The sequence below is a fragment of the Streptomyces sp. RLB3-17 genome (assembly GCF_007113425.2).
GTDB classification, from domain to species: Bacteria; Actinomycetota; Actinomycetes; order Streptomycetales; family Streptomycetaceae; genus Streptomyces; species Streptomyces mirabilis_D.
Genome location: NZ_CP041610.2, coordinates 1,012,761 through 1,030,316, shown reverse-complemented (window position 1 = coordinate 1,030,316; position 17,556 = coordinate 1,012,761). Strand labels below are relative to the sequence as shown.

Sequence of the window (17,556 nt, the reverse complement as noted above, 5' to 3'; positions counted from 1 at the left end):
TCCGGTTGGTCAGCGACTTCACACCAACCAGGACCGTGGGCGTCGCCATTCCCGGCGCAGATCAAGGAGCGAGCGACCGGTTGGGCAGAGATGGGAGGCGCTGGGTGGTGCGTCGGATGAGCGCGATGACCCGCCCAGGCGTGGGCTCGCGAGCACCGGTGGGCGCAGGTTCGGGCCCGGCAGGAGGCGGCCGCCAAGTCCCACGCCGAAGCCGCCGCCGGTGAACCGGCCGCTCCGTCGGCCCCGATCGTGATGCCCACCGCTATGGGGTGCGGTAGCGGTCGTGAAGGGCCTTGACGGTGTCGGTCCACGTGCTGCTGGCCTGCTGGGGCAGGTGGTGGCCGGCATGGTTGGCCAGCTGCCGGTAGATCGGGTGCATGGTCCCTGCCTCGGTGCTGATCAGGGCGGTGAGCAGGTCAGGGCTCTGGGGTTTGGGACTGCGGGGGCGAGCGGTGGGCTTGACCCGCCGAAGCACCTGCACCTGATCAGACTCCGGCAGTTCCCCCAGGGCCTTGACCTGAGCACACAGATCGGCGAAGGCCACGGTCTTCCCCACCCGGGCTGCGTGCTCCAGGACGTCCCGGACCGCGTCGGCAAGGCCGGCCGCGTCGAAGCGTGCGGAGTGTGGGGCCGCAGGAGGAATGCGCCGCGCCACGGCACGCACCGGCGGCTGAGGGTCGGCGCGGCGCGGGGGGGGTCTGTTCGTTGAATCCGGGGACCTCTGGGGGGTTGCAGGTCTTGACCGCTTCGCGCTGTTCGATCCCGGTGCGGGGCGCTCGGTGGGTCACTCGTCCCTTCCGACCAGCGGCTCGTTCGACGGGGGGATGATGCGGGCCGTGAGGTCCGGGTCGGGCATGTGCGGGTCGAAGGGGAACATGGGGCGGCGGATGCGGTGGTGGCCCAGCCGGACGAGGTCCTGGTCGACGCCGCCCGGGGTCAGCGCCATCTTCCAGCCGGCGGACATGGCGAACAGTTCCGGTTCCAGATAGCCGATCTTGACCACGACGACATCGGCGCCGCGCGGGTCGAGCGCCAGGCCGGTGAAGTCGTGCTCGTAGTGGTACGGCTTACGGAGCCGCGTGATGATCACGTACACGCTTCCGACCCGCAGGACGACCTCCGTCCCGGCGTCCCGGTCCCCGTGCCGGACCGCGTGGACCACGCCGGTCATGGTGAGCGGCCCGGCGTGCCGGTCGTCCACCTCGGCACCGGCCGTGACCGTGACGGTCGCGCCGACGCCCGCCTTCTCCGCGGCCTCGACGGCGGCCGGCCCCGGCACGGACGCGTAGATGACCGTCGGCCCGGACGGTTCCTTGAACTCCGGCCGGGAGAGGACGCGTTGGAGCCCCCACGTGACATCGCCCGCCCCGCCCGCCGTCGGGTTGTCGCCGGTGTCGCTGATGAAGAACGGCCGGGCGTCGGGCGAGGAGGCCAGCGCCTCGGCGAGGCACTCGTCCAGTGACCCGGTCGGCGCGACGAACGCGAACGCGCGCCGCGCCTCCCAGAATCCGCGCGCCAGCCGCTCGGCGCCCCGCCCGACGACGGCCTCGGACGGCCCGGTGACCACGACCGCGGCGCGGTTGCGCGGCTCGTCCGCCCACGCGTACCCGACCCAGATCGCGGCGTCGGTCACACCGGCCGTCGCCTCCACCTCGTCGATGGCCGCGTACACGCTCCTGGCGGGCTCGATACGCGTCGAGGTCTGCTCACCGGCCAGCAGCACGGGTACCGGGATCCAGGCCTTGACCGGCCGGGGCGCACCCGTGGCGAGCAGATCCACGAGATGACGGGCGGCCCGCTCCTTCGTCTCCATGTGGTCCTCGTGCGGAGCCATCCGGTAGCAGGTGATGAGGTCGCTCATGTGCGCGAGCTCGCGCGAGACGTTGCCGTGCAGGTCCATGGAGGTGGACACGATGACGTCGGCTCCGACGGTCTCGCGGATCCGGGCGAGCAGGACGGCCTCGGCGTCGTCGACACCCTCCACCGTCATGGCGCCGTGGATGTCGTACCAGAGCCCGTCGAGGCGCGGCAGCTCCCCGAGCCGCCGCAGGAGCTCCGCGGAGAGCTCCGCGAACGCGGCCGCGGTCACCGTACCCCCGGGCAGCGCCTTGCCGACGAGCGCGCCGCGCCAGGAGGCCTCGTCCCGCAGGGGCGTCCCGGGCGCGAGGAAGGGATAGCGCGTGAGGACGTCCTCGCCGCGCTGCGGGTGGAAGGCGGGTGCCTCGGTACGCGCCGGTGAGAACGTCGACGACTCGATGCCGAGTCCGGCGATGGCGATGACGGGCCGGGCGACGGCGGTACGGGGGTGCGTCATGGCTCCTCGATTCGTATGCGCTGGTCGGTATGGGGTCCCGTTCCTGCTCCCGCTCCGGTCACGGCCTGGAGTGCGTGGACCAGCGCCCGTTGGAGCGCGAACTGGCCCGCGCCGACCAGCCCCGCGTCCGCGCCGAGGCTCGCCCGCTCGATCACCAGGTGCTTGGTCACCAGCGGATGGCACCCCTCGTACAGCTGACTGCGGACGGCGGCGACGAACGGTTCGAGCGTGGAGAGGATGCCGCCGAGGTACACGGCGTCCGGGTTGAAGAAGTTGACGTTGGCGGCCAGCACCATGCCGAGGTAGCGGCCGGCCTGACGGACGGCGCGGGTCGCCTCCGGGTCGGCGTCGGACGCGAACCGGACGACGTCCTCGATCGAGTCGACGTCGAGCCCCCGCTCACGCAGGACGCGCACCAGCGCCGCGCCCGACGCGACGGTCTCCAGACACCCGGTGTTGCCGCAGGAGCAGGGAATGTCGTGGCCCGCCTCGACCCGTACGTGGGTGATCTCGCCGGCGGCGCCGGTCCCGCCCCGGTAGAGCCGTCCGTCGGCGATGACGCCCGCGCCGATCGCGGAACCCATCTTCACCATGATCGACTGGCGGCGCTCGGCCGGCTGGACACTGTGCTCGCCGACGGCCATGCAGTTGGCGTCGTTCTCGATCGCCGCCGGAACGCCGAAGCGGTCCTCGAGCCAGGCCCGGACGGGGAACCGGTTCCAGCCGGGCATGCGTGACGGCAGCGTCACCACCCCGGAGGCGACGTCGACCGGCCCCGGCAGCGAGAGACCGACCCCCTTGAGCAACTCCCGCCCATGCTGCTCGGCGAGGCCCTCCAGAGTCTCGGCGAGCCCGGGCAGCGCGGTCTCGGGCCCCTCCGCCGTCGGGAACGGCACCGTCGACACGTCCGTGAGCCCGCCGCCCGGCAGCACGACACCGACGTGCGCGTGTCTGCCCCCGAGTTCGGCCGCGACCGCGAACCCGTCGCTGCCGCCGAGCCGCAGGACCTTGCGCGGACGCCCTCCCGTGGAGGAGCGGGTGCCCTGCTCGGCCACCAGTCCGTGGGCGACGAGCTGACCGACCGTCAGGGAGATCGTCGAGGGCGCGGCCCCGAGCAGATCGGCTAGTTCGGTGCGCGTGGTCGCCTGCCCGGAGGCGAGGAGTTCGAGGACGCGCTCGGCCAGGGACGAGACGCCCGTGGCACCCCTGCGGTGTACCGCACTTTTTTCAGGCATGGACGAAGTAACTTCCGACGACGGGATCGGGATGCCGAGCGTACGTCCCTGAAGCCGCCTCTCCACTTTTTTCAGAACAGCAGAAACAGGCTTTTTACAGCAGGGCGTCTGTTTCTTCGAACAGTCGGGTCGTTGACTGGCTCCGCCACGCCCGTTGCCCCTTTGTTCACCCCTGTTCACCCCGAGGAGAGTCATGTCCCCTGCTCGCGCGACACTCGTCGCCGGTGCCGTCGTCTCGGCGGGCACGCTGCTGCTCGCGGGCTGCTCCGGGACGAGCGGCACGTCGTCCACGTCCCCCGACTCCATCAACTACGCGCTGCCCGCGAACTTCACCCCGAACTGGATCCTGCCGATCGGCACGGCGGCGCACCTCAACACCAACAACATCTCCATCGCCAACAGCCTTTGGGAGCCGCTCGTCGCGTACGACGGCTCGACCGGCAAGATCGCCTGGAACAAGAAAGGGTCCGTCGCCACCGCCGCCGCCTTCGCCCCCGACGGCAAGAGTGTCACCCTCACACTCGGCGACCGCAGATGGAGCGACGGCAAGCCGATCACCTCGCGCGACGTGGAGTTCTGGTTCAACCTCATCAAGGCGAACAAGGAACAGTGGGCGGGCTACAACCCCGGCAAGGCGCCGGACAACTGGACCTCGTTCAAGACCGTCGACGACCACCACTTCACGCTCACGTTCGACAAGGCCTACAACTCCGCCTGGATGCTCGCCAACGAGCTGAGCGCGATCAACCCGCTCCCACAGCACGCATGGGACAAGACCGACGCATCCGCCGCGGTGTCGGACGCCGACCGGACGGCCGCCGGCGCCAAGCGGGTGTGGACGTACCTCAACACCGCCGCGAAGAACATCTCCGGCTACGAGAAGGACGCGCTGTGGAAGACCATCAGCGGTCCCTACGCGGTCAAGTCCTTCTCGACCGCGGGCAAGGTCGTGCTCACCGCCAACAAGAAGTACGACGGTGGTGAGAAGCCGGACATCGCCACCGTGAACCTCCTCCCGTTCACGACGGCGGACGCCGAGAAGAACGCACTGCGCTCGGGGAGCGTCGACTACGGCTACATCGAGGCGACCGACCTCGACCAGAAGGACCGGTTCACCGCCCAGGGGTACACGGTCAAGCCCTGGTCGGGCTGGGCGATCACCTACATGCCGTACAACTTCAACAACCCTTCTATGGGCGCCGTGTTCAAGCAGCTGTACGCCCGTCAGGCGGTCCAGCGGTCGATCGACCAGAGCAGCCTGGCGAAGGTCATCTTCAACGGCACCGCGGTCCCCGGCTACGGCCCCATCCCGCAGGCGCAGTCGAGCGACTTCCTCTCGCCCACGCAGAAGGGCAATCCGTACCCGTTCTCGACCGCGGCCGCCAAGTCCCTGCTGACCGGGCACGGTTGGACCGAACAGGGCGGAGTCATGGTGTGCACGGATCCGGGCGCGGGTGCCTCACAGTGCGGTGACGGGGTCGCCAAGGGGACCAGATTCCAGATGCAGGTGCTGTCGCAGTCCGGCTCGACCGTCACCGACAACATGATGAGCGCGATCCAGTCCTCGCTGGAGAAGACCGGGATCAAATTCACGATCAAGACCGCGCCCGTGAACTCGGTGCTGTCCCAGACGCCGCCGTGCACCGCGAGCCAGTCGATCTGCGCGTGGCAGCTGTCGTTCTTCGGCACCGCCGGCAGCTGGTACTTCAACGCCTTCCCGACCGGCGACTCGCTCTTCCAGAGCAAGGGCGGCTCGAACTTCGGCAGCTACTCCAACCCGGAGATCGACCAGCTGATCACGGCCTCCACCACGTCGAACTCCGCGCAGGCCGTACGGGACTACAGCGCGGCCGTCGCCAAGGACCTCCCGGTCATCTGGCTGCCGGAGCCCGACTACCAGATCTCGGTCGTCAAGAACGGCCTCGGCGGCTTCTCACAGGACTCACTGGCCAACTTCCACCCGGCGCAGTGGAAGTGGAACCGCTGACCGCATGGACACCCTCCTCTATCTCACCCGGCGCGTCCTGCAGTCCCTCGCGGTGATCCTCATCGTGACGGTGGTGGTCTTCTGCCTGCTGCACGCGCTGCCAGGGGGACCCGCGCGCGGGATCCTCGGCCCGCAGGCGACGGCCCAGCAGATCGCGCAGTTCGACCACGAGCAGGGCCTCGACCGCTCGCTCCCCGTCCAGTACCTCTACTACCTGCGCACCCTGCTGCACGGCGACCTCGGCACCTCGTACACGCTGAACGAGGCGGTCTCCCGGCTCATCGAACAGCGTCTCCCGAAGACCCTGGTCCTCACCGTGCTGTCCGCACTGACCGGGCTCGCGCTCGCGATCCCGCTCGGCATGTGGCAGGCGGTCCGGCGCAACAAGCCGGTGGACTACGTCATCACGACGCTGAGCTTCGTCGCGTACTCGACTCCCGTGTACTTCCTCGGGCTCGTCCTGGTCCTGGTCTTCACGCAGCTGCTGCCCTGGTTCCCCTCGCAGGCGCCGCAGGGCGACACGCTCGGGCAGGTGCTCTCGCAGCCGAACGCGCTGGTCCTGCCGGTCGTCGCGGGAGCCGCGTCCATGGTCGCCGTCTTCAGCCGGTACATGCGCGCCGCGACCCTGGAGAACCTCTCCGAGGACTACGTACGCACCGCGCGGGCCGGCGGCTCCCGGCCCCGCGCGATCCTGTGGCGGCACGTGTTCCGCAACTCGCTGACCCCCGTCGTCGCGATGCTCGGCTACTACGTGCCCGTCCTCTTCGGCGGCGCCCTCGTCGTCGAGCAGCTCTTCAACTACCCAGGAATGGGGCTGCTGTTCTGGAGCGCCGCGCAGTCCTCCGACTATCCGGTGCTGCTCGGCTGCGTCCTTGTCATCTCCGTCGCGACGGTCGTCGGCACCCTGCTCGCCGACATCGTCCAGCGGATCGTCGATCCCCGAGTGAAGGCGGGCCGGTCATGAGCGCCGTATTGCCGGTGACACCCACCGTGGAGGCGGCCGCCGGCCACCGCCTCGTCCTGCGCCGCTTCACGCGCAACAGGCTCGCGGTCGCGGGTCTGGCGGTCGTCGTCCTGTTCCTGCTCTTCTGCTTCGCCGGCCCGCTGCTCCACTCGACCGACCAGACCCACACCCACCTGACCCAGGTGAACCTGGCGCCGAGCGGCGCGCACCTGCTCGGCACCGACGCCGTCGGACACGACGAGCTCGGGCGCCTCATGTACGGCGGCAAGGTGTCACTGCTCGTCGGCCTCGCCTCCGGCCTGCTGGCGACCGTCATCGGCACGCTCTGGGGCGCGGTCGCGGGCTACGCGGGCGGCTGGATCGACGCCGTGATGATGCGGGTCGTGGACGCCGGAATCGCCATCCCGGCGCTCTTCATCCTCCTCGTCGTCTCCGCCATCACCACCCCGGACACCTGGGGGCTGGTCGTCATCCTCGGCCTGGTCTCCTGGCTGGTCCCCTCCCGTCTCGTCCGGGCCGAGACACTCACCCTGAAGGGCCGGGACTACGTGCTGACACTGCGCGCCATCGGCGGCACGCACGGCCGGGCGATCGGCCGGCACATCCTGCCGAACTCCGTCTCGACGGTCGTGGTCGCCGCCACCTTCCAGGTCGCCGACGCGATCCTCCTCGTCGCCTACGTGTCCTATCTCGGCCTGGGCGTCCAACCCCCGTCGACCGACTGGGGCGGCATGCTCTCGGCCGGTCTGACAGCCGCGTACTCGGGACGCTGGTGGCTCATCGTGCCGCCCGGCCTCGCCATCATCCTCGTCGTCTGCGCCTTCAACGCCATCGGCGACGGACTGCGCGACGCCTTCGACGTGAGGGGACGCGGATGACAGCCGACATCCTGCGGATCGAGAACCTGGGCGTCACCTTCTCCACGGAGACGGGTGAAGTGGCCGCGGTACGAGAGGTCTCGCTGCGGATCCGGCCCGGTGAGACGCTCGCCCTCGTCGGCGAGTCGGGCTCCGGCAAGTCGACCGTCGCGCTCGCCGCGATGGGGCTGCTGCCGGGCACCGCCCGCGCCACGGGCCACGCCGTCGTCGGCGGCACCGACGTCGTCGGCGCCACCGAGGCCGACCTCGCGGGTCTACGGGGTCGCACCGCGTCGATGGTGTTCCAGGAACCCGCGACCGCGCTCGACCCGCTCACCCGCATCGGCGCCCAGATCGCCGAGGTCATCCGCAACCACCGTCCCGTCACGGCCAAGGAGGCCGCCGGGGAGGCGGTCGAACTCCTGCGCCGCGTCGGCATCCCGGATCCGGGGACACGGGCGTCCGCGTTCCCGTTCCAGCTCTCCGGGGGACAGCGGCAGCGCGTGGTCATCGCCATGGCGATCGCCAACGCCCCGAGCCTGCTCATCGCCGACGAACCGACCACCGCGCTCGACGTGACCGTGCAGGCCGAGATCCTCGACCTGTTGCGGTCGCTCGCCGCCGACTTCGACACGGGGGTGCTGCTGGTCACGCACAACATGGGCGTGGTCGCCGACTTCGCGGACCGCGTCGCCGTCATGCTCCAGGGGGAGATCGTGGAGACGGGGCCGGTGGAGGAGGTGCTCCTGCGGCCCACGCACGAGTACACCAGGCGCCTGCTCGGGGCGGTGCCGCGACTGACCGTCGCCGAGCCGGGGGCCGACCCCCGGCGAACCGAAGGGGATCGGCCCGCCGCGGACCCGGTGGTTCGCCTGCGGGACGTGAGCGTGCGGTTCGGCCGCGGCCGTCGCGCCGTCCGCGCACTCGACGGCGTCTCGCTGACGGTCGGGGCCGGAGAGACCGTGGGTCTGGTGGGGGAGTCGGGCTCGGGCAAGTCGACCGCGGCGCGCGTCGCGCTGGGCCTCGTACCACCATCGTCCGGCTCGGTGTCGCTGTTCGGCGCCGACCTCGGCAGGACCCGGGGGCGGGCCCGGCGAGCCCTGCTGGCCGGTGTCGGCGTGGTCCTGCAGGACCCGGTGGCCTCGCTCGACGCACGCATGAGCGTGGCCGAGTGCGTCGCCGAGCCGCTGCGCGTGCACCGCCGGGGCATGCCGGCGGCCGAGCGCCGGACCCGGGTCGGGGACGCACTCGAACTCGTCCGTCTGCCGAGGGAGTTGGCCCGGCGGGGTCCGCGCGAGTTGTCCGGTGGCCAGCGGCAGCGGGTGAGCCTCGCCCGGGCGCTGGTCCTCGAGCCGCGGTTGCTGGTCGCGGACGAACCGACGAGCGCGCTCGACGTGAGTGTGCAGCAGTCGGTCCTCGAGGTGATCGCGGGGCTCCAGGGCGAGCTGGGGTTCGCCTGCCTGTTCGTGTCCCACGACCTCGCCGTCGTACAGCAATTCGCCCAGCACGTGGTCGTCCTGCGGGCCGGGCGCATCGAGGAGGAGGGCAGTACCGCGACCACGCTCCTGCACCCGCGCACGGACTACACGCGACGGCTCATCGCCGCCGTGCCCGTGCCGGACCCGGTGCTGCAACGCCGTCGGCGCGAGGAACGGCGGGCCGCCACGGGGGTCACGGCGTGACCGTATCCGCGGACCGCACCCCGACGCCCGAGGTGTACGCCGGTGTCGACATCGGCGGTACGACCACCCAGGTCGTGCTCTGCGCGGCGGATCTGACCGTCGTCGACTCCGTGGAGGTGCCGACACCGGCGGCCGAGGGCGGACGTGCGATGGTCGGCGCCGCGCTCGCCGCTCTGCATCTGCTCCGCGAACGCGTGCCCTCGCGGCTGCTCGGCGTCGGCGTCGGTGCGGCAGGTGTCGTCGACAGCCGGGCCGGCCGCGTCCTCGTGGCGAGCGACTCCTTCCGCTCCTGGGCCGGGTTCCCCGTGACGGCGACGGTCGAGGAAGCGCTCGGCGTACCGGCCTTCCTGGACAACGACGTCAACGCCTTCCTGCGCGGGGAGGTCGCGAAGGGGGCCGTCGCGGGAGAGCCCGCCGCACTCGGGATGACGCTCGGCACCGGGGTCGGGGGCGCGCTGTGGCTGGACGGCGCGCTGTTCGAGGGGGCGCACGGGGCGGCGGGCGAGATCGGCCATCTCCCCGGTTTCGGCGACCTGCCGTGCACCTGCGGCGGCCGTGGCCACCTGGAGACGCTTGCCTCCGGCCGCTCCCTGGCGGCCCGCTACGGCGAGCGGACGGGCCGCTCACTGACCGCCCGGGGCATCGCCGAGGCGGCGGTCGACGGCGACCCCGACGCGCTCGCCGTCTACGAGGCCGCGGGGGCGGGAGTCGCCCGCGCGATCCTGATCACGGCGGGTCTGGTGGACCTCACGACCTTCGTGATCGGCGGCGGGGTCAGCCGGGCCTGGGACCTCCTCGAACCGTCGATCGCCGCCGCGCTCGCCGCCGAGCCACCGGTCAGCGGACAGCCGCTCCGGGTCGTACGGGCCCGACTGGGGAGCCGCGCGGTGGCTATCGGCGCGGCGTCCCGGGCCCGGACGGAACTCGGGGCGGTGACCAGGGTGTAGGGGGCGGGGTGGGTAACTGCCGTTGACCGGTTGGTGAGTTGACGGCCAACGCTCCTTCATTGGTCTGTACATGACCGCAGTTGACGGGTCAGACTGTGCGCCGAAACCGCACCCCCCACCGAGGAGCACCTCATGCGCATGCCCGCCCGGCAACGTTGTCACGCGGTCCTGGCCGGACTCGTCACCCTCGCCACGGCCGCCGTGCTGTCCGTCTCCGTCACCACGCCCGCCGCGGCCGCCGACACCTGGACCGAGGTCGGTTCCGACCGCGCCGATCCGCTGACCGAGAGCCAGGGCCTGACCTCGGTCGAGGTCCCGGCCGGCAGCCCCAACCACTACACCGGGATCGGCACCATCCCGATCGGCGTCAGCAGCCGCGGCTGGAACCACGTCGGCGACCCGGACGCCTCCTACAACGGCTACTACGTCGAGCCGTACCAGGCCGACTCCGGCAGCGCCAAGATGTTCCGGGTGCAGGCGCCCGGCGGCGCCTGGTCGGAGTACGTCCACGCGCTGAGCCCCGGCGAGGCGCTGAACAACTCCTTCGACACGATCTCCCCGGACGGCCAGTGGATGGTGTCGGGGGAGTGGGGCACGATGACCCGGCTGCTGGTGTTCCCGACCCCCGGCGTGAACCCGAGCACCTCCCCCTCGGCCAACCTCCCGCAGGCATCCACGATCAACCTCGACCACGCCGTCCGTGACGTACAGGGCTGCGACTTCGTCACCGCGACCCAGCTGCTGTGCTCCTCCGACGACCCGGCGGGCACCCTCTTCGGCATCACCAAGCCGCTGCTTCAGATCGACCTGTCCGCCGCCCCCAGTGGCAGCGGCGACGTGACGGGCCATGTCACCGCCCTGCGTCAGCTCCCGCTGCGCAGCTCCTGCTCGGGCACCTTCGAGGCCGAGGGCATCGACTACGACCGGCGCACCGGCACACTGCGGGTGATCGTCGTGTCGCCCGGTTTCTGCGTCCTGACCGACAGCAAGACCTACCGGTTCACCAAGAGCTGAGCGTCCGTACCCGGGGCGTGACACCGGCAGCGACGGGAGCGTAGGCGTCCGAGGTGGGGGAGGTCTAAGGTCGGAAGCAGAACCAGAGCAATGGGGAGGCGGCCGACAGTGGTGCAGGACGAGGCCGTGATCGGCTGTACCGGGGAGCTGCTCATCGGCACACGGGGAACCGCCGGTCCCGGCGAGATCCTCGTGCGGATCAGAGGCGGATCCGAGACCTTCCTCGCCTGGTCGCAGGAGCCCCTGCCCATAGGGGCTACCGTGCTCGTGGTCGAATCCCGGGGATGCCGTGAGGTCGACGTCATCCGCTGGGTCGATCCGCTGGACGCGTTGGACGGCGACTCCGTCGACGCCGGTTAAGGAGAAACAGGATGTTCGGTTACCGCGTTCCCGCTCCCGACGAGGCGATGCTGATCTCGGGAGGCAGGCGGGGACTGGGGGGCGCGCCGTTCCGAGTGGTGACAGGGCACGGAAAGTTCGTGCTCCCTGTCTTTCGCAAGACCCGCTTCCTCACGTTGTCGATGTGCGAGGCCGAGGTCACCGAGACCTGTGTGACCCGGCAGGGCATCGCGCTGCACGTCCGCGCCGTGATCGCGTTCAAGGTCGGCAACGACCACGAGAGCATCATCAATGCCGGTCAGCGGTTCCTCTCCGACCAGGACCAGATGTCGGTGCTGACCGGCCGGATCTTCGCCGGTCATCTGCGCGCCATCATCGGCTCGATGACCGTCGAGGAGATCGTCACCGAGCGGCAGAAGCTCGCCGCGGAGGTCCTGGACACCTCGAAGGTCGAGATGGCCAAGATCGGCCTGATCGTGGACTCGTTGCAGATCCAGTCGATCGACGACGGCGACGTCGGTTACATCGAGGCCATGTCCGCACCGCACAAGGCGGCCATCCAGCGCCAGGCCCAGATCGCGCAGGCCCAGGCCACCCAGGCGTCCGTCGAGGCGGAGCAGGTGGCCGCGCGCAACCAGGCCGAGTACGCCCGGCAGACCGCGGTCGTCAAGGCGGAGTACTCGGCCGAGGTGGACCGCGCGCAGGCGCAGGCCGCCCAGGCCGGACCGCTGGCGCAGGCGCACGCCCAGCAGGAGGTGCTCGCCGCGCAGACCGAACTGGCCCAGCGGGCGGCCCAGTTGCGTCAGCAGCAGCTCGTCGCCGAGATCGTCAAGCCCGCCGAGGCCGAGGCGGAGCGGATCAAGGTGCTCGCCATCGCCGAGGCGGAACGCATGAAGATCCAGGCCGAGGCCGCCGCCTCGCACGACCGCGTGGCGCTCGACCGGATGCTGATCGACCAGCTCCCGCTGATCGTGAAGGAGGCCGCGGGCGGACTCGCCGGCGCCAACGTCAACGTCCTGAACGGCGCGGACGGCCTGGGTGAGATCGCCGCCGGGCTGGTCGCCCAGGGCCTGACGATCCTGGACTCGGTCCGCCAGAACCTGAACGGTCAGAACGCGGGCGACCACAAGTCCGGGGGTCGTTCGGAGAAGACGGAAGGACTGCTGGAGCTCCAGAGCTACCGGCGGACCCCGGAACAGCAGGACAGGGACGGGAACGAGCCGGAGGGCGGTCCGTCCTCGACGACCTGACCCGAAGTTCCGCTACCGCAATGCCGCGGGCGCCCGGTTCGGTGCGGTGATGGACGAGTGACGGAGTGAAGCGGCCGCCGTTCCCTGGGGACGGCGGCACGCTCCCACCCGGGCGGCACACCGGAATTGACGTACCGTCAGGAAAGCCAGCCGGTGGAGCTGTTCCCGGGAGGAAGAGACGGGGGCAGCGCGCGAGGGCCGGGGCCCGGAGCGCCGGGCGGTCTCGGGAGGAGACCGCCCGACGAGGGATCCCTGTTGAGGATCCACTCGAGATCGCGCTGGATTCTGCGGGCCTCGTTGCGGACCTGCAGGGGTATGTCCCCTCGTTCGGAGATCAGTTGGGCGTAGATCGGTGCGTCGTGCACAGGTGGCGCTTCTCCTCGGGTCTGGTGCCTTCCCTCTACGGTAAGGCCGCGGCGGTACCGCGGGACTCATCCTCCCAGTTCGGCCAGAACCGGAAGCACCCGACCAAGGAATGGCACCTTCCCCACGAGCCTTCGGTGTGCCTACGAGTCGTTGGCGCTCGACGGACCGAACAACTCGATCTCGGCTATGGAGACCTGCTTGTCCCGGGCGGTGCCATAGGCCGAGCGGATGATGAAACGGACCGACGTGACATCACCCACGCGGAACGTGCGCTGCTGACCGCCCGCGACCTGGTCGAGGGTGAGGAAGCGGGTGCTCGTCTTGCCGTTCGCCGTGGTGATCCGGGCCTCGATACGGTGCGGCAGCGCCGACTTCGTGAGCTGGTCCGGGCGGGCGGAGGTGCCCGAGGTGATGATCACGTCCAACAGCCGGGTGGGCTGTTCGAAGCTGGCCTCGAGCCACTCTCCGTCGCCGGACTCCGAGACGCCGGGTCCCCACCAGGTGTTGTTGAGCTTGTCGAAGGCGAGCCCCGCGCCGTGACCGGCGAAGGAACGGGACGCCTTCACGTGGTCCGGGCCGACCGGAACCCGCTTGGCGAAGTGGTCCTTGACCGCCTGCACGGCCGTACCGGTGTTCGTCACGGCGAACACCAGCAGACCGAGCACCACCGCGCCGACCACCCAGTTCATGACGCGTCCGAAGCCCCGCCGCAGTCGCGGCCGGTCCCCGGCCCACGGCACCTCCCCGTTGCGGGAGTTGAGCACCCGACGCCACCAGGGCAGCCGGCCCGGCGCCTGCCGTTCCCCGGCCATGGACAGCGCGCAACGCCCGCAGAAGTGCCGGTCCGGCCGGTTGGTAGTGGCGCACCAGGGACAGGGCACACCCCCGTCCGCACCGGGCTCCGCGACCGGGGTACGGACCTGTGGGCGGCTCGCCGCGGGGCGGCCGGGCAGTACGGGTGCCACCGACGGCGCGACCCGCGGTTCCGGGTCCGCCACCGGCACCAGCAGGGACCTGGCCCGCTCGGCCGCGGAGTCCCGGTCGGGGGCGGCGGAGGGCAGGGGCTCGGTGGCCGCGGTCTCGTCCGGCCGCGCGGGAGCGGCCGGTACGGAATCGTGGGGGGCGACGGGGGCCGGGTGGGGACGCGCGGTGTCGTCGCTCATCGGGCTCGGATCCGCCGCGTCACCGAACACCGGCGCATCGGATACCGGCGTACTGGGGGCCGACGCCTCCGGTGCACTGCCGACGGTATCGTCCTCGTGCGGATCGGGTGCGGGTCGCGCGGTGCCTGCCCCGCCGGCGCTCACGGTGTCCGCCTCCGCGATGGAGCCCGCCGTGTCGTGCGCCGTACGAGCCGTTCCCGTACCGGCGCCCGGTCGCGCGAACGCGTCCCAGCCCGGCTCGCCCTCGGCCGACCCGGCGGATCCCGCCGCCCGGGAGCCCTGGTCGCCGGCCGTCGGTGCCGCCTCTTCGGCGGCAGCCGCGGGGCGACGGGTCCGGGCCGCGACCCCCGCCGGAGCCGGGTCCCCGGCCCAGTCGAGCACCGCGCCGCAGGCGTCGCAGAAGGACTGGCCGGGCTCCGCCCGGGTGCCGCACTCGGCGCAGGCCGGGGCGCGCCCGGGGCCGGTGCCTGGGGTCTGGGTGGTCATTTCTCGGGGATCCTTTCGGCGGCGGTCACCTGGACCGTGTAGGGCATGTGGGCGGGACGGGCTGCCGCCACGAGGTTCTCCAGCCGGTACTCGTCCGCCGGGGTCGGCTCGGGCAGCCGGAGCGTGACGTGCAGCCGGGGGCGGCGGTCGCCGGGGACCGGGCCGAGCGGACGCGGGTCCCAGGCGGCGGCGCCGCTCTCGGTGATCTCCGGCTCGACACCGAAGGCGAGGCGCACCGCTTCGGACAGGCCGCGGCGGGTGCCTCGTACGCGATGCAGGTACGCGGCGGCGGCGACGGCCGCGCGCAGCCGCGCGTCCGGTTCCGTGCCGTCGACCTCGGCGCCGACCCAGGTGCCCAGCCAGCGGGCGAAGTCGGCCGGAGCGAGCGCCGGGTCGAAGTAGGTGTGCAGACAGTCGAGGGCCAGCAGGATCGGCGCGACCACCTCGTCAAGTCCCGCGACGAAGCGCAGCGCCAGGTCGTCGTCGGCGAAGACCGCGGGAAGCATGCCGCCGATCGGCGCCGAGGACTCCAGACCGTCGATGGAGCCCCTCATGAGCCGTCTCCGATGACGCGGACCCGGTGGTCGAAGGAGAACACCAGCGAGGGGGCCTCCAGGTCGATCCGGTCGGTCGGGTCGCCGCGCTTGCCGGTCAGCGGGTCGGCGGGGTGGAGCTGCACCGCGTCGACGAGTTCGACGCCGGGCACACGTTGCAGCACCGCGAAGACCTCGCCGGCCTGCACGGGTCGGCCGAACGGCCAGCCGGTGCCGTCCGCGCCGCCGGTGAGCGGGTCCAGATGGCGGTAGAGGGCGTCGTGGGTCTGGCGGCGCACCCGGTCGGTGTCGACCCCGCGGAAGGCGTGCACGGTGGCGACGACGGTGACGCCCTGGTAGAAGGGCGGCCCGACCGCGAGCCGGGTGCCGATGAGCCGGCGCTCGTCGAGGTGGCGGGTGATGCGCTGCAACAGGGCGTCGCCGGGGACGAGTTGCTCGAAGCGCAGCCGGCCGCCGGGGTCGGGCACGGCCTGCGGGACGACCAGGACGCGGACCGCGTAGGCGCCGTGCTCGCCCTCCTCGCCCTCCAGGCAGGTGATACGGGCCGTCTCGGGGGCCGCGCGCCGGGCCAGTTCCTCGTAGTCGCGCAGGGTCACGGCCCGCTCCTGGGCGCGCAGCGTGATCGGCGCCCGGGTCTTCGCCTCCTCGACCGTCTCGCCCTCGACGCCGCCCCGGGCGGCCTCCCGGTTGACGACGTCGGCCACGTACGGCACCGAGCTGCGCAGCACCTGGACGGCGCCCCGGGCGACGTTCCCGGCCCGGCCGCCACCGGTGCGGTAGCGGCGGGCGCGGATCACGGCCCCCTTGGGCGCCGCCGTCCCGTACTGGCGCATCGTGCCGTCGGCTTCGCGGACGGCGGGGCCGAAGGCGATCTCGCCGGTCGCCGCGTCCAGCGTGATGTGCCGGTCGGTGGGACCGGACGCGGCGAAGTGCGGGACGACGTCCCAGTCGACCCAGCCGTCCCGCTCGGCGGTCTGCAAGAGCACCGGCGGAGTGTCGCCCACGACGGGGAAGTGGGCGAGCCGCAGCCGCTGCCCGGGCAGACCGGTGGACTCGCCGAGCGCCTCGTCCTGGACGGTCTCCGCGTGGATGGCCGAGGTGGTTCCGCCGAGGGTGAACGCCTCGGCAGACCGGATCGTCGGAGACGTGGTGTAGAAGGGCTGGTCGGACAGCGGTTCGGTGACCCGGCAGCGCAGCCAGCCCGCCTCCTGCCCGCCGGTGCGCGACAGGGTGTGGCCGCCCGGGATGTGCAGGACCACCTCACCGGGCCGGTTCAGACCACCGGTGCCGTCCCGGTCCACCTCGCAGGCCGCCCAGCCGTCCTCGGTCCACGCCTCCCAGACCAGCGGTGGCTGCCGCGGATCGACACCGACACCGTCGACCCGGCTGTCGAGCTCCAGGCCCAGCGCGCAGTGCGGTACGGCGGCGGTGAGGCCCAGGAGCATGCAGTCACCGGGGCTCGGCGACTCCGCGAAACACAATACGTCCTTGCCCTCGGCGAGATCGGCGGTCCGGTCGGTGACCGCGCCACCGTTCTGCTGCACGACGAGACGACGCAACGAGCAGGGAACCATGGTCAGTTCGCGCTCGGTCGCGAAGACGACCGCCTCCTCGTTCTCGGTGCGCACGGTGGCGGCCTCGGTTCCCACGGGCAGCACGATCGGCTCCTCGTGCGGCGCGGACAGCCAGAACGTGAGATCCGTACGGGCGGCCGAGGGCGGGAACAGCGTGATGCCGACGAGGTCGAGGAACGCCAGGTGGTTCTTCTCGGGGACCCGGTTGAGCCGGTAGACGATCTGGTCGGCCATGTGGGCGACCGTTTCCACGAGGGTGACGCCGGGGTCCGACACGTTGTGGTCGGTCCATTCGGGGGCGCGCTGCTGGATGTAGCGCTTGGCGTCGTCGACGAACTGCTGGAAGCGGCGGTCGTCGAGGTTCGGGGAGGGCAGTGCCATCAGCGGTCGCTTTCAAGGGAGTTGCCCGCACCGGAGGTGTCGGGCTCCTCGTGGGATGGGATGACGTAGAACGGAAAGACCAGGCTGCGCGGGTTGTTGGTGCCGCGGATCGAATAGCGCACGTCGATGAAGAGCACGCCCTGGTCGGGCCCCGCCGTCACCTCGACGTCGTTGACCTCGATCCGCGGCTCCCAGCGGTCGAGAGTGGTGTACACCTCGTGCTGGATCCGGCCCGCCGTCGCCTCGTTGACCGGCGCGAACACCAGGTCGTGGATGGCGCAGCCGAACTCGGGCCGCATCGGCCGCTCGCCCGGCGCGGTGGCCAGCACCAGCCGGATGGCCTCCTCGATCTCCCGCTCCCCGCTGACCATGGCGATGCCCCCGGTGGGACCGATGCGCATGGGGAACGCCCAGCCGGATCCAACGAACTGCTCGGCCATCAG

Annotated in this window: 15 protein-coding genes; 8 read left to right on the top strand and 7 right to left on the bottom strand. The window is 71.5% G+C overall.

All coding sequences use genetic code 11. The features are described 5' to 3' along the window. Window positions 1–262 precede the first annotated feature (262 nt). The 3 genes from FNV62_RS04870 to FNV62_RS04860 all read right to left on the bottom strand — a co-directional run bounded on the left by FNV62_RS04870 (window position 263) and on the right by FNV62_RS04860 (window position 3,549). Window positions 263–655: a hypothetical protein gene (locus FNV62_RS04870; RefSeq protein WP_143612118.1), complete on the bottom strand. Its 393-nt coding sequence runs from the start codon at window positions 653–655 to the stop codon at window positions 263–265. 129 nt (window positions 656–784) lie between these two features. Continuing rightward, window positions 785–2,314 (bottom strand): M81 family metallopeptidase, encoded by a 1,530-nt coding sequence (locus FNV62_RS04865; protein WP_143600037.1) that lies wholly within the window; start codon window positions 2,312–2,314, stop codon window positions 785–787. Beyond that, window positions 2,311–3,549, bottom strand: coding sequence for an ROK family transcriptional regulator (locus FNV62_RS04860; protein WP_143600036.1), 1,239 nt, complete (start codon window positions 3,547–3,549; stop codon window positions 2,311–2,313). The genes FNV62_RS04865 and FNV62_RS04860 overlap by 4 nt, the downstream gene beginning before the upstream one ends. A 193-nt stretch (window positions 3,550–3,742) precedes the next feature. On the opposite strand from FNV62_RS04860, the gene FNV62_RS04855 reads away from it, so the two are divergent. The 8 genes from FNV62_RS04855 (at window position 3,743) to FNV62_RS04820 (ending at window position 12,589) form a co-directional block, all read left to right on the top strand. Beyond that, on the top strand, window positions 3,743–5,536 hold the full coding sequence (locus FNV62_RS04855) for a peptide ABC transporter substrate-binding protein (RefSeq protein WP_143600035.1): 1,794 nt from the start codon (window positions 3,743–3,745) through the stop codon (window positions 5,534–5,536). Between the two features lie 4 nt (window positions 5,537–5,540). Beyond that, window positions 5,541–6,500, top strand: a complete 960-nt coding sequence (locus FNV62_RS04850; protein ID WP_095856641.1) for an ABC transporter permease — start codon at window positions 5,541–5,543, stop codon at window positions 6,498–6,500. Next, the gene (locus FNV62_RS04845) at window positions 6,497–7,378 is read left to right on the top strand and encodes an ABC transporter permease (RefSeq protein ID WP_060897382.1); all 882 of its coding nucleotides are present in this window, start codon (window positions 6,497–6,499) and stop codon (window positions 7,376–7,378) included. The genes FNV62_RS04850 and FNV62_RS04845 overlap by 4 nt, the downstream gene beginning before the upstream one ends. Further along, on the top strand, window positions 7,375–9,039 hold the full coding sequence (locus FNV62_RS04840) for a dipeptide ABC transporter ATP-binding protein (protein WP_144314711.1): 1,665 nt from the start codon (window positions 7,375–7,377) through the stop codon (window positions 9,037–9,039). The genes FNV62_RS04845 and FNV62_RS04840 overlap by 4 nt, the downstream gene beginning before the upstream one ends. Before the next feature lie 32 nt (window positions 9,040–9,071). Further along, on the top strand, window positions 9,072–9,986 hold the full coding sequence (locus FNV62_RS04835) for an ROK family protein (protein ID WP_144316408.1): 915 nt from the start codon (window positions 9,072–9,074) through the stop codon (window positions 9,984–9,986). Window positions 9,987–10,118: 132 nt separating this feature from the next. Next, window positions 10,119–11,000 carry a hypothetical protein gene (locus tag FNV62_RS04830; protein ID WP_097282747.1) on the top strand — a complete coding sequence of 294 codons (882 nt, stop codon included), beginning with the start codon at window positions 10,119–10,121 and terminating at the stop codon, window positions 10,998–11,000. 108 nt (window positions 11,001–11,108) lie between these two features. Then, on the top strand, window positions 11,109–11,360 hold the full coding sequence (locus FNV62_RS04825) for a hypothetical protein (RefSeq protein WP_054235283.1): 252 nt from the start codon (window positions 11,109–11,111) through the stop codon (window positions 11,358–11,360). Window positions 11,361–11,371: 11 nt separating this feature from the next. Further along, window positions 11,372–12,589, top strand: a complete 1,218-nt coding sequence (locus tag FNV62_RS04820) for a flotillin family protein (protein WP_054235284.1) — start codon at window positions 11,372–11,374, stop codon at window positions 12,587–12,589. 506 nt (window positions 12,590–13,095) lie between these two features. On the opposite strand, the gene FNV62_RS04815 is transcribed toward FNV62_RS04820, so the two are convergent. Genes FNV62_RS04815 through FNV62_RS04800 form a run of 4 tightly spaced genes read right to left on the bottom strand, consistent with a single transcriptional unit; the run spans window position 13,096 to window position 17,553 of the window. After that, window positions 13,096–14,604 (bottom strand): NADase-type glycan-binding domain-containing protein, encoded by a 1,509-nt coding sequence (locus tag FNV62_RS04815; RefSeq protein ID WP_144314710.1) that lies wholly within the window; start codon window positions 14,602–14,604, stop codon window positions 13,096–13,098. Beyond that, a complete protein-coding gene (locus FNV62_RS04810; RefSeq protein WP_060901264.1) occupies window positions 14,601–15,158 on the bottom strand; it encodes a phage tail protein in 558 nt (185 codons plus the stop codon). Before FNV62_RS04810 ends, FNV62_RS04815 begins: the two co-directional genes overlap by 4 nt. Then, the gene (locus FNV62_RS04805) at window positions 15,155–17,113 is read right to left on the bottom strand and encodes a putative baseplate assembly protein (RefSeq protein ID WP_143600032.1); all 1,959 of its coding nucleotides are present in this window, start codon (window positions 17,111–17,113) and stop codon (window positions 15,155–15,157) included. Before FNV62_RS04805 ends, FNV62_RS04810 begins: the two co-directional genes overlap by 4 nt. Beyond that, window positions 17,113–17,553, bottom strand: coding sequence for a GPW/gp25 family protein (locus tag FNV62_RS04800; RefSeq protein ID WP_143600031.1), 441 nt, complete (start codon window positions 17,551–17,553; stop codon window positions 17,113–17,115). Before FNV62_RS04800 ends, FNV62_RS04805 begins: the two co-directional genes overlap by 1 nt. Between the last annotated feature and the right edge of the window lie 3 nt (window positions 17,554–17,556).

Bases quoted from the DNA above. Each gene is read 5' to 3' on its own strand.
- FNV62_RS04865 (WP_143600037.1), bottom strand. From the start codon at position 2,314: ATGACGCACCCCCGTACCGCCGTCGCCCGGCCCGTCATCGCCATCGCC.
- FNV62_RS04860 (WP_143600036.1), bottom strand. From the start codon at position 3,549: ATGCCTGAAAAAAGTGCGGTACACCGCAGGGGTGCCACGGGCGTCTCG.
- FNV62_RS04855 (WP_143600035.1), top strand. From the start codon at position 3,743: ATGTCCCCTGCTCGCGCGACACTCGTCGCCGGTGCCGTCGTCTCGGCG.
- FNV62_RS04850 (WP_095856641.1), top strand. From the start codon at position 5,541: ATGGACACCCTCCTCTATCTCACCCGGCGCGTCCTGCAGTCCCTCGCG.
- FNV62_RS04845 (WP_060897382.1), top strand. From the start codon at position 6,497: ATGAGCGCCGTATTGCCGGTGACACCCACCGTGGAGGCGGCCGCCGGC.
- FNV62_RS04840 (WP_144314711.1), top strand. From the start codon at position 7,375: ATGACAGCCGACATCCTGCGGATCGAGAACCTGGGCGTCACCTTCTCC.
- FNV62_RS04830 (WP_097282747.1), top strand. From the start codon at position 10,119: ATGCGCATGCCCGCCCGGCAACGTTGTCACGCGGTCCTGGCCGGACTC.
- FNV62_RS04820 (WP_054235284.1), top strand. From the start codon at position 11,372: ATGTTCGGTTACCGCGTTCCCGCTCCCGACGAGGCGATGCTGATCTCG.
- FNV62_RS04815 (WP_144314710.1), bottom strand. From the start codon at position 14,604: ATGACCACCCAGACCCCAGGCACCGGCCCCGGGCGCGCCCCGGCCTGC.
- FNV62_RS04810 (WP_060901264.1), bottom strand. From the start codon at position 15,158: ATGAGGGGCTCCATCGACGGTCTGGAGTCCTCGGCGCCGATCGGCGGC.
- FNV62_RS04805 (WP_143600032.1), bottom strand. From the start codon at position 17,113: ATGGCACTGCCCTCCCCGAACCTCGACGACCGCCGCTTCCAGCAGTTC.
- FNV62_RS04800 (WP_143600031.1), bottom strand. From the start codon at position 17,553: ATGGCCGAGCAGTTCGTTGGATCCGGCTGGGCGTTCCCCATGCGCATC.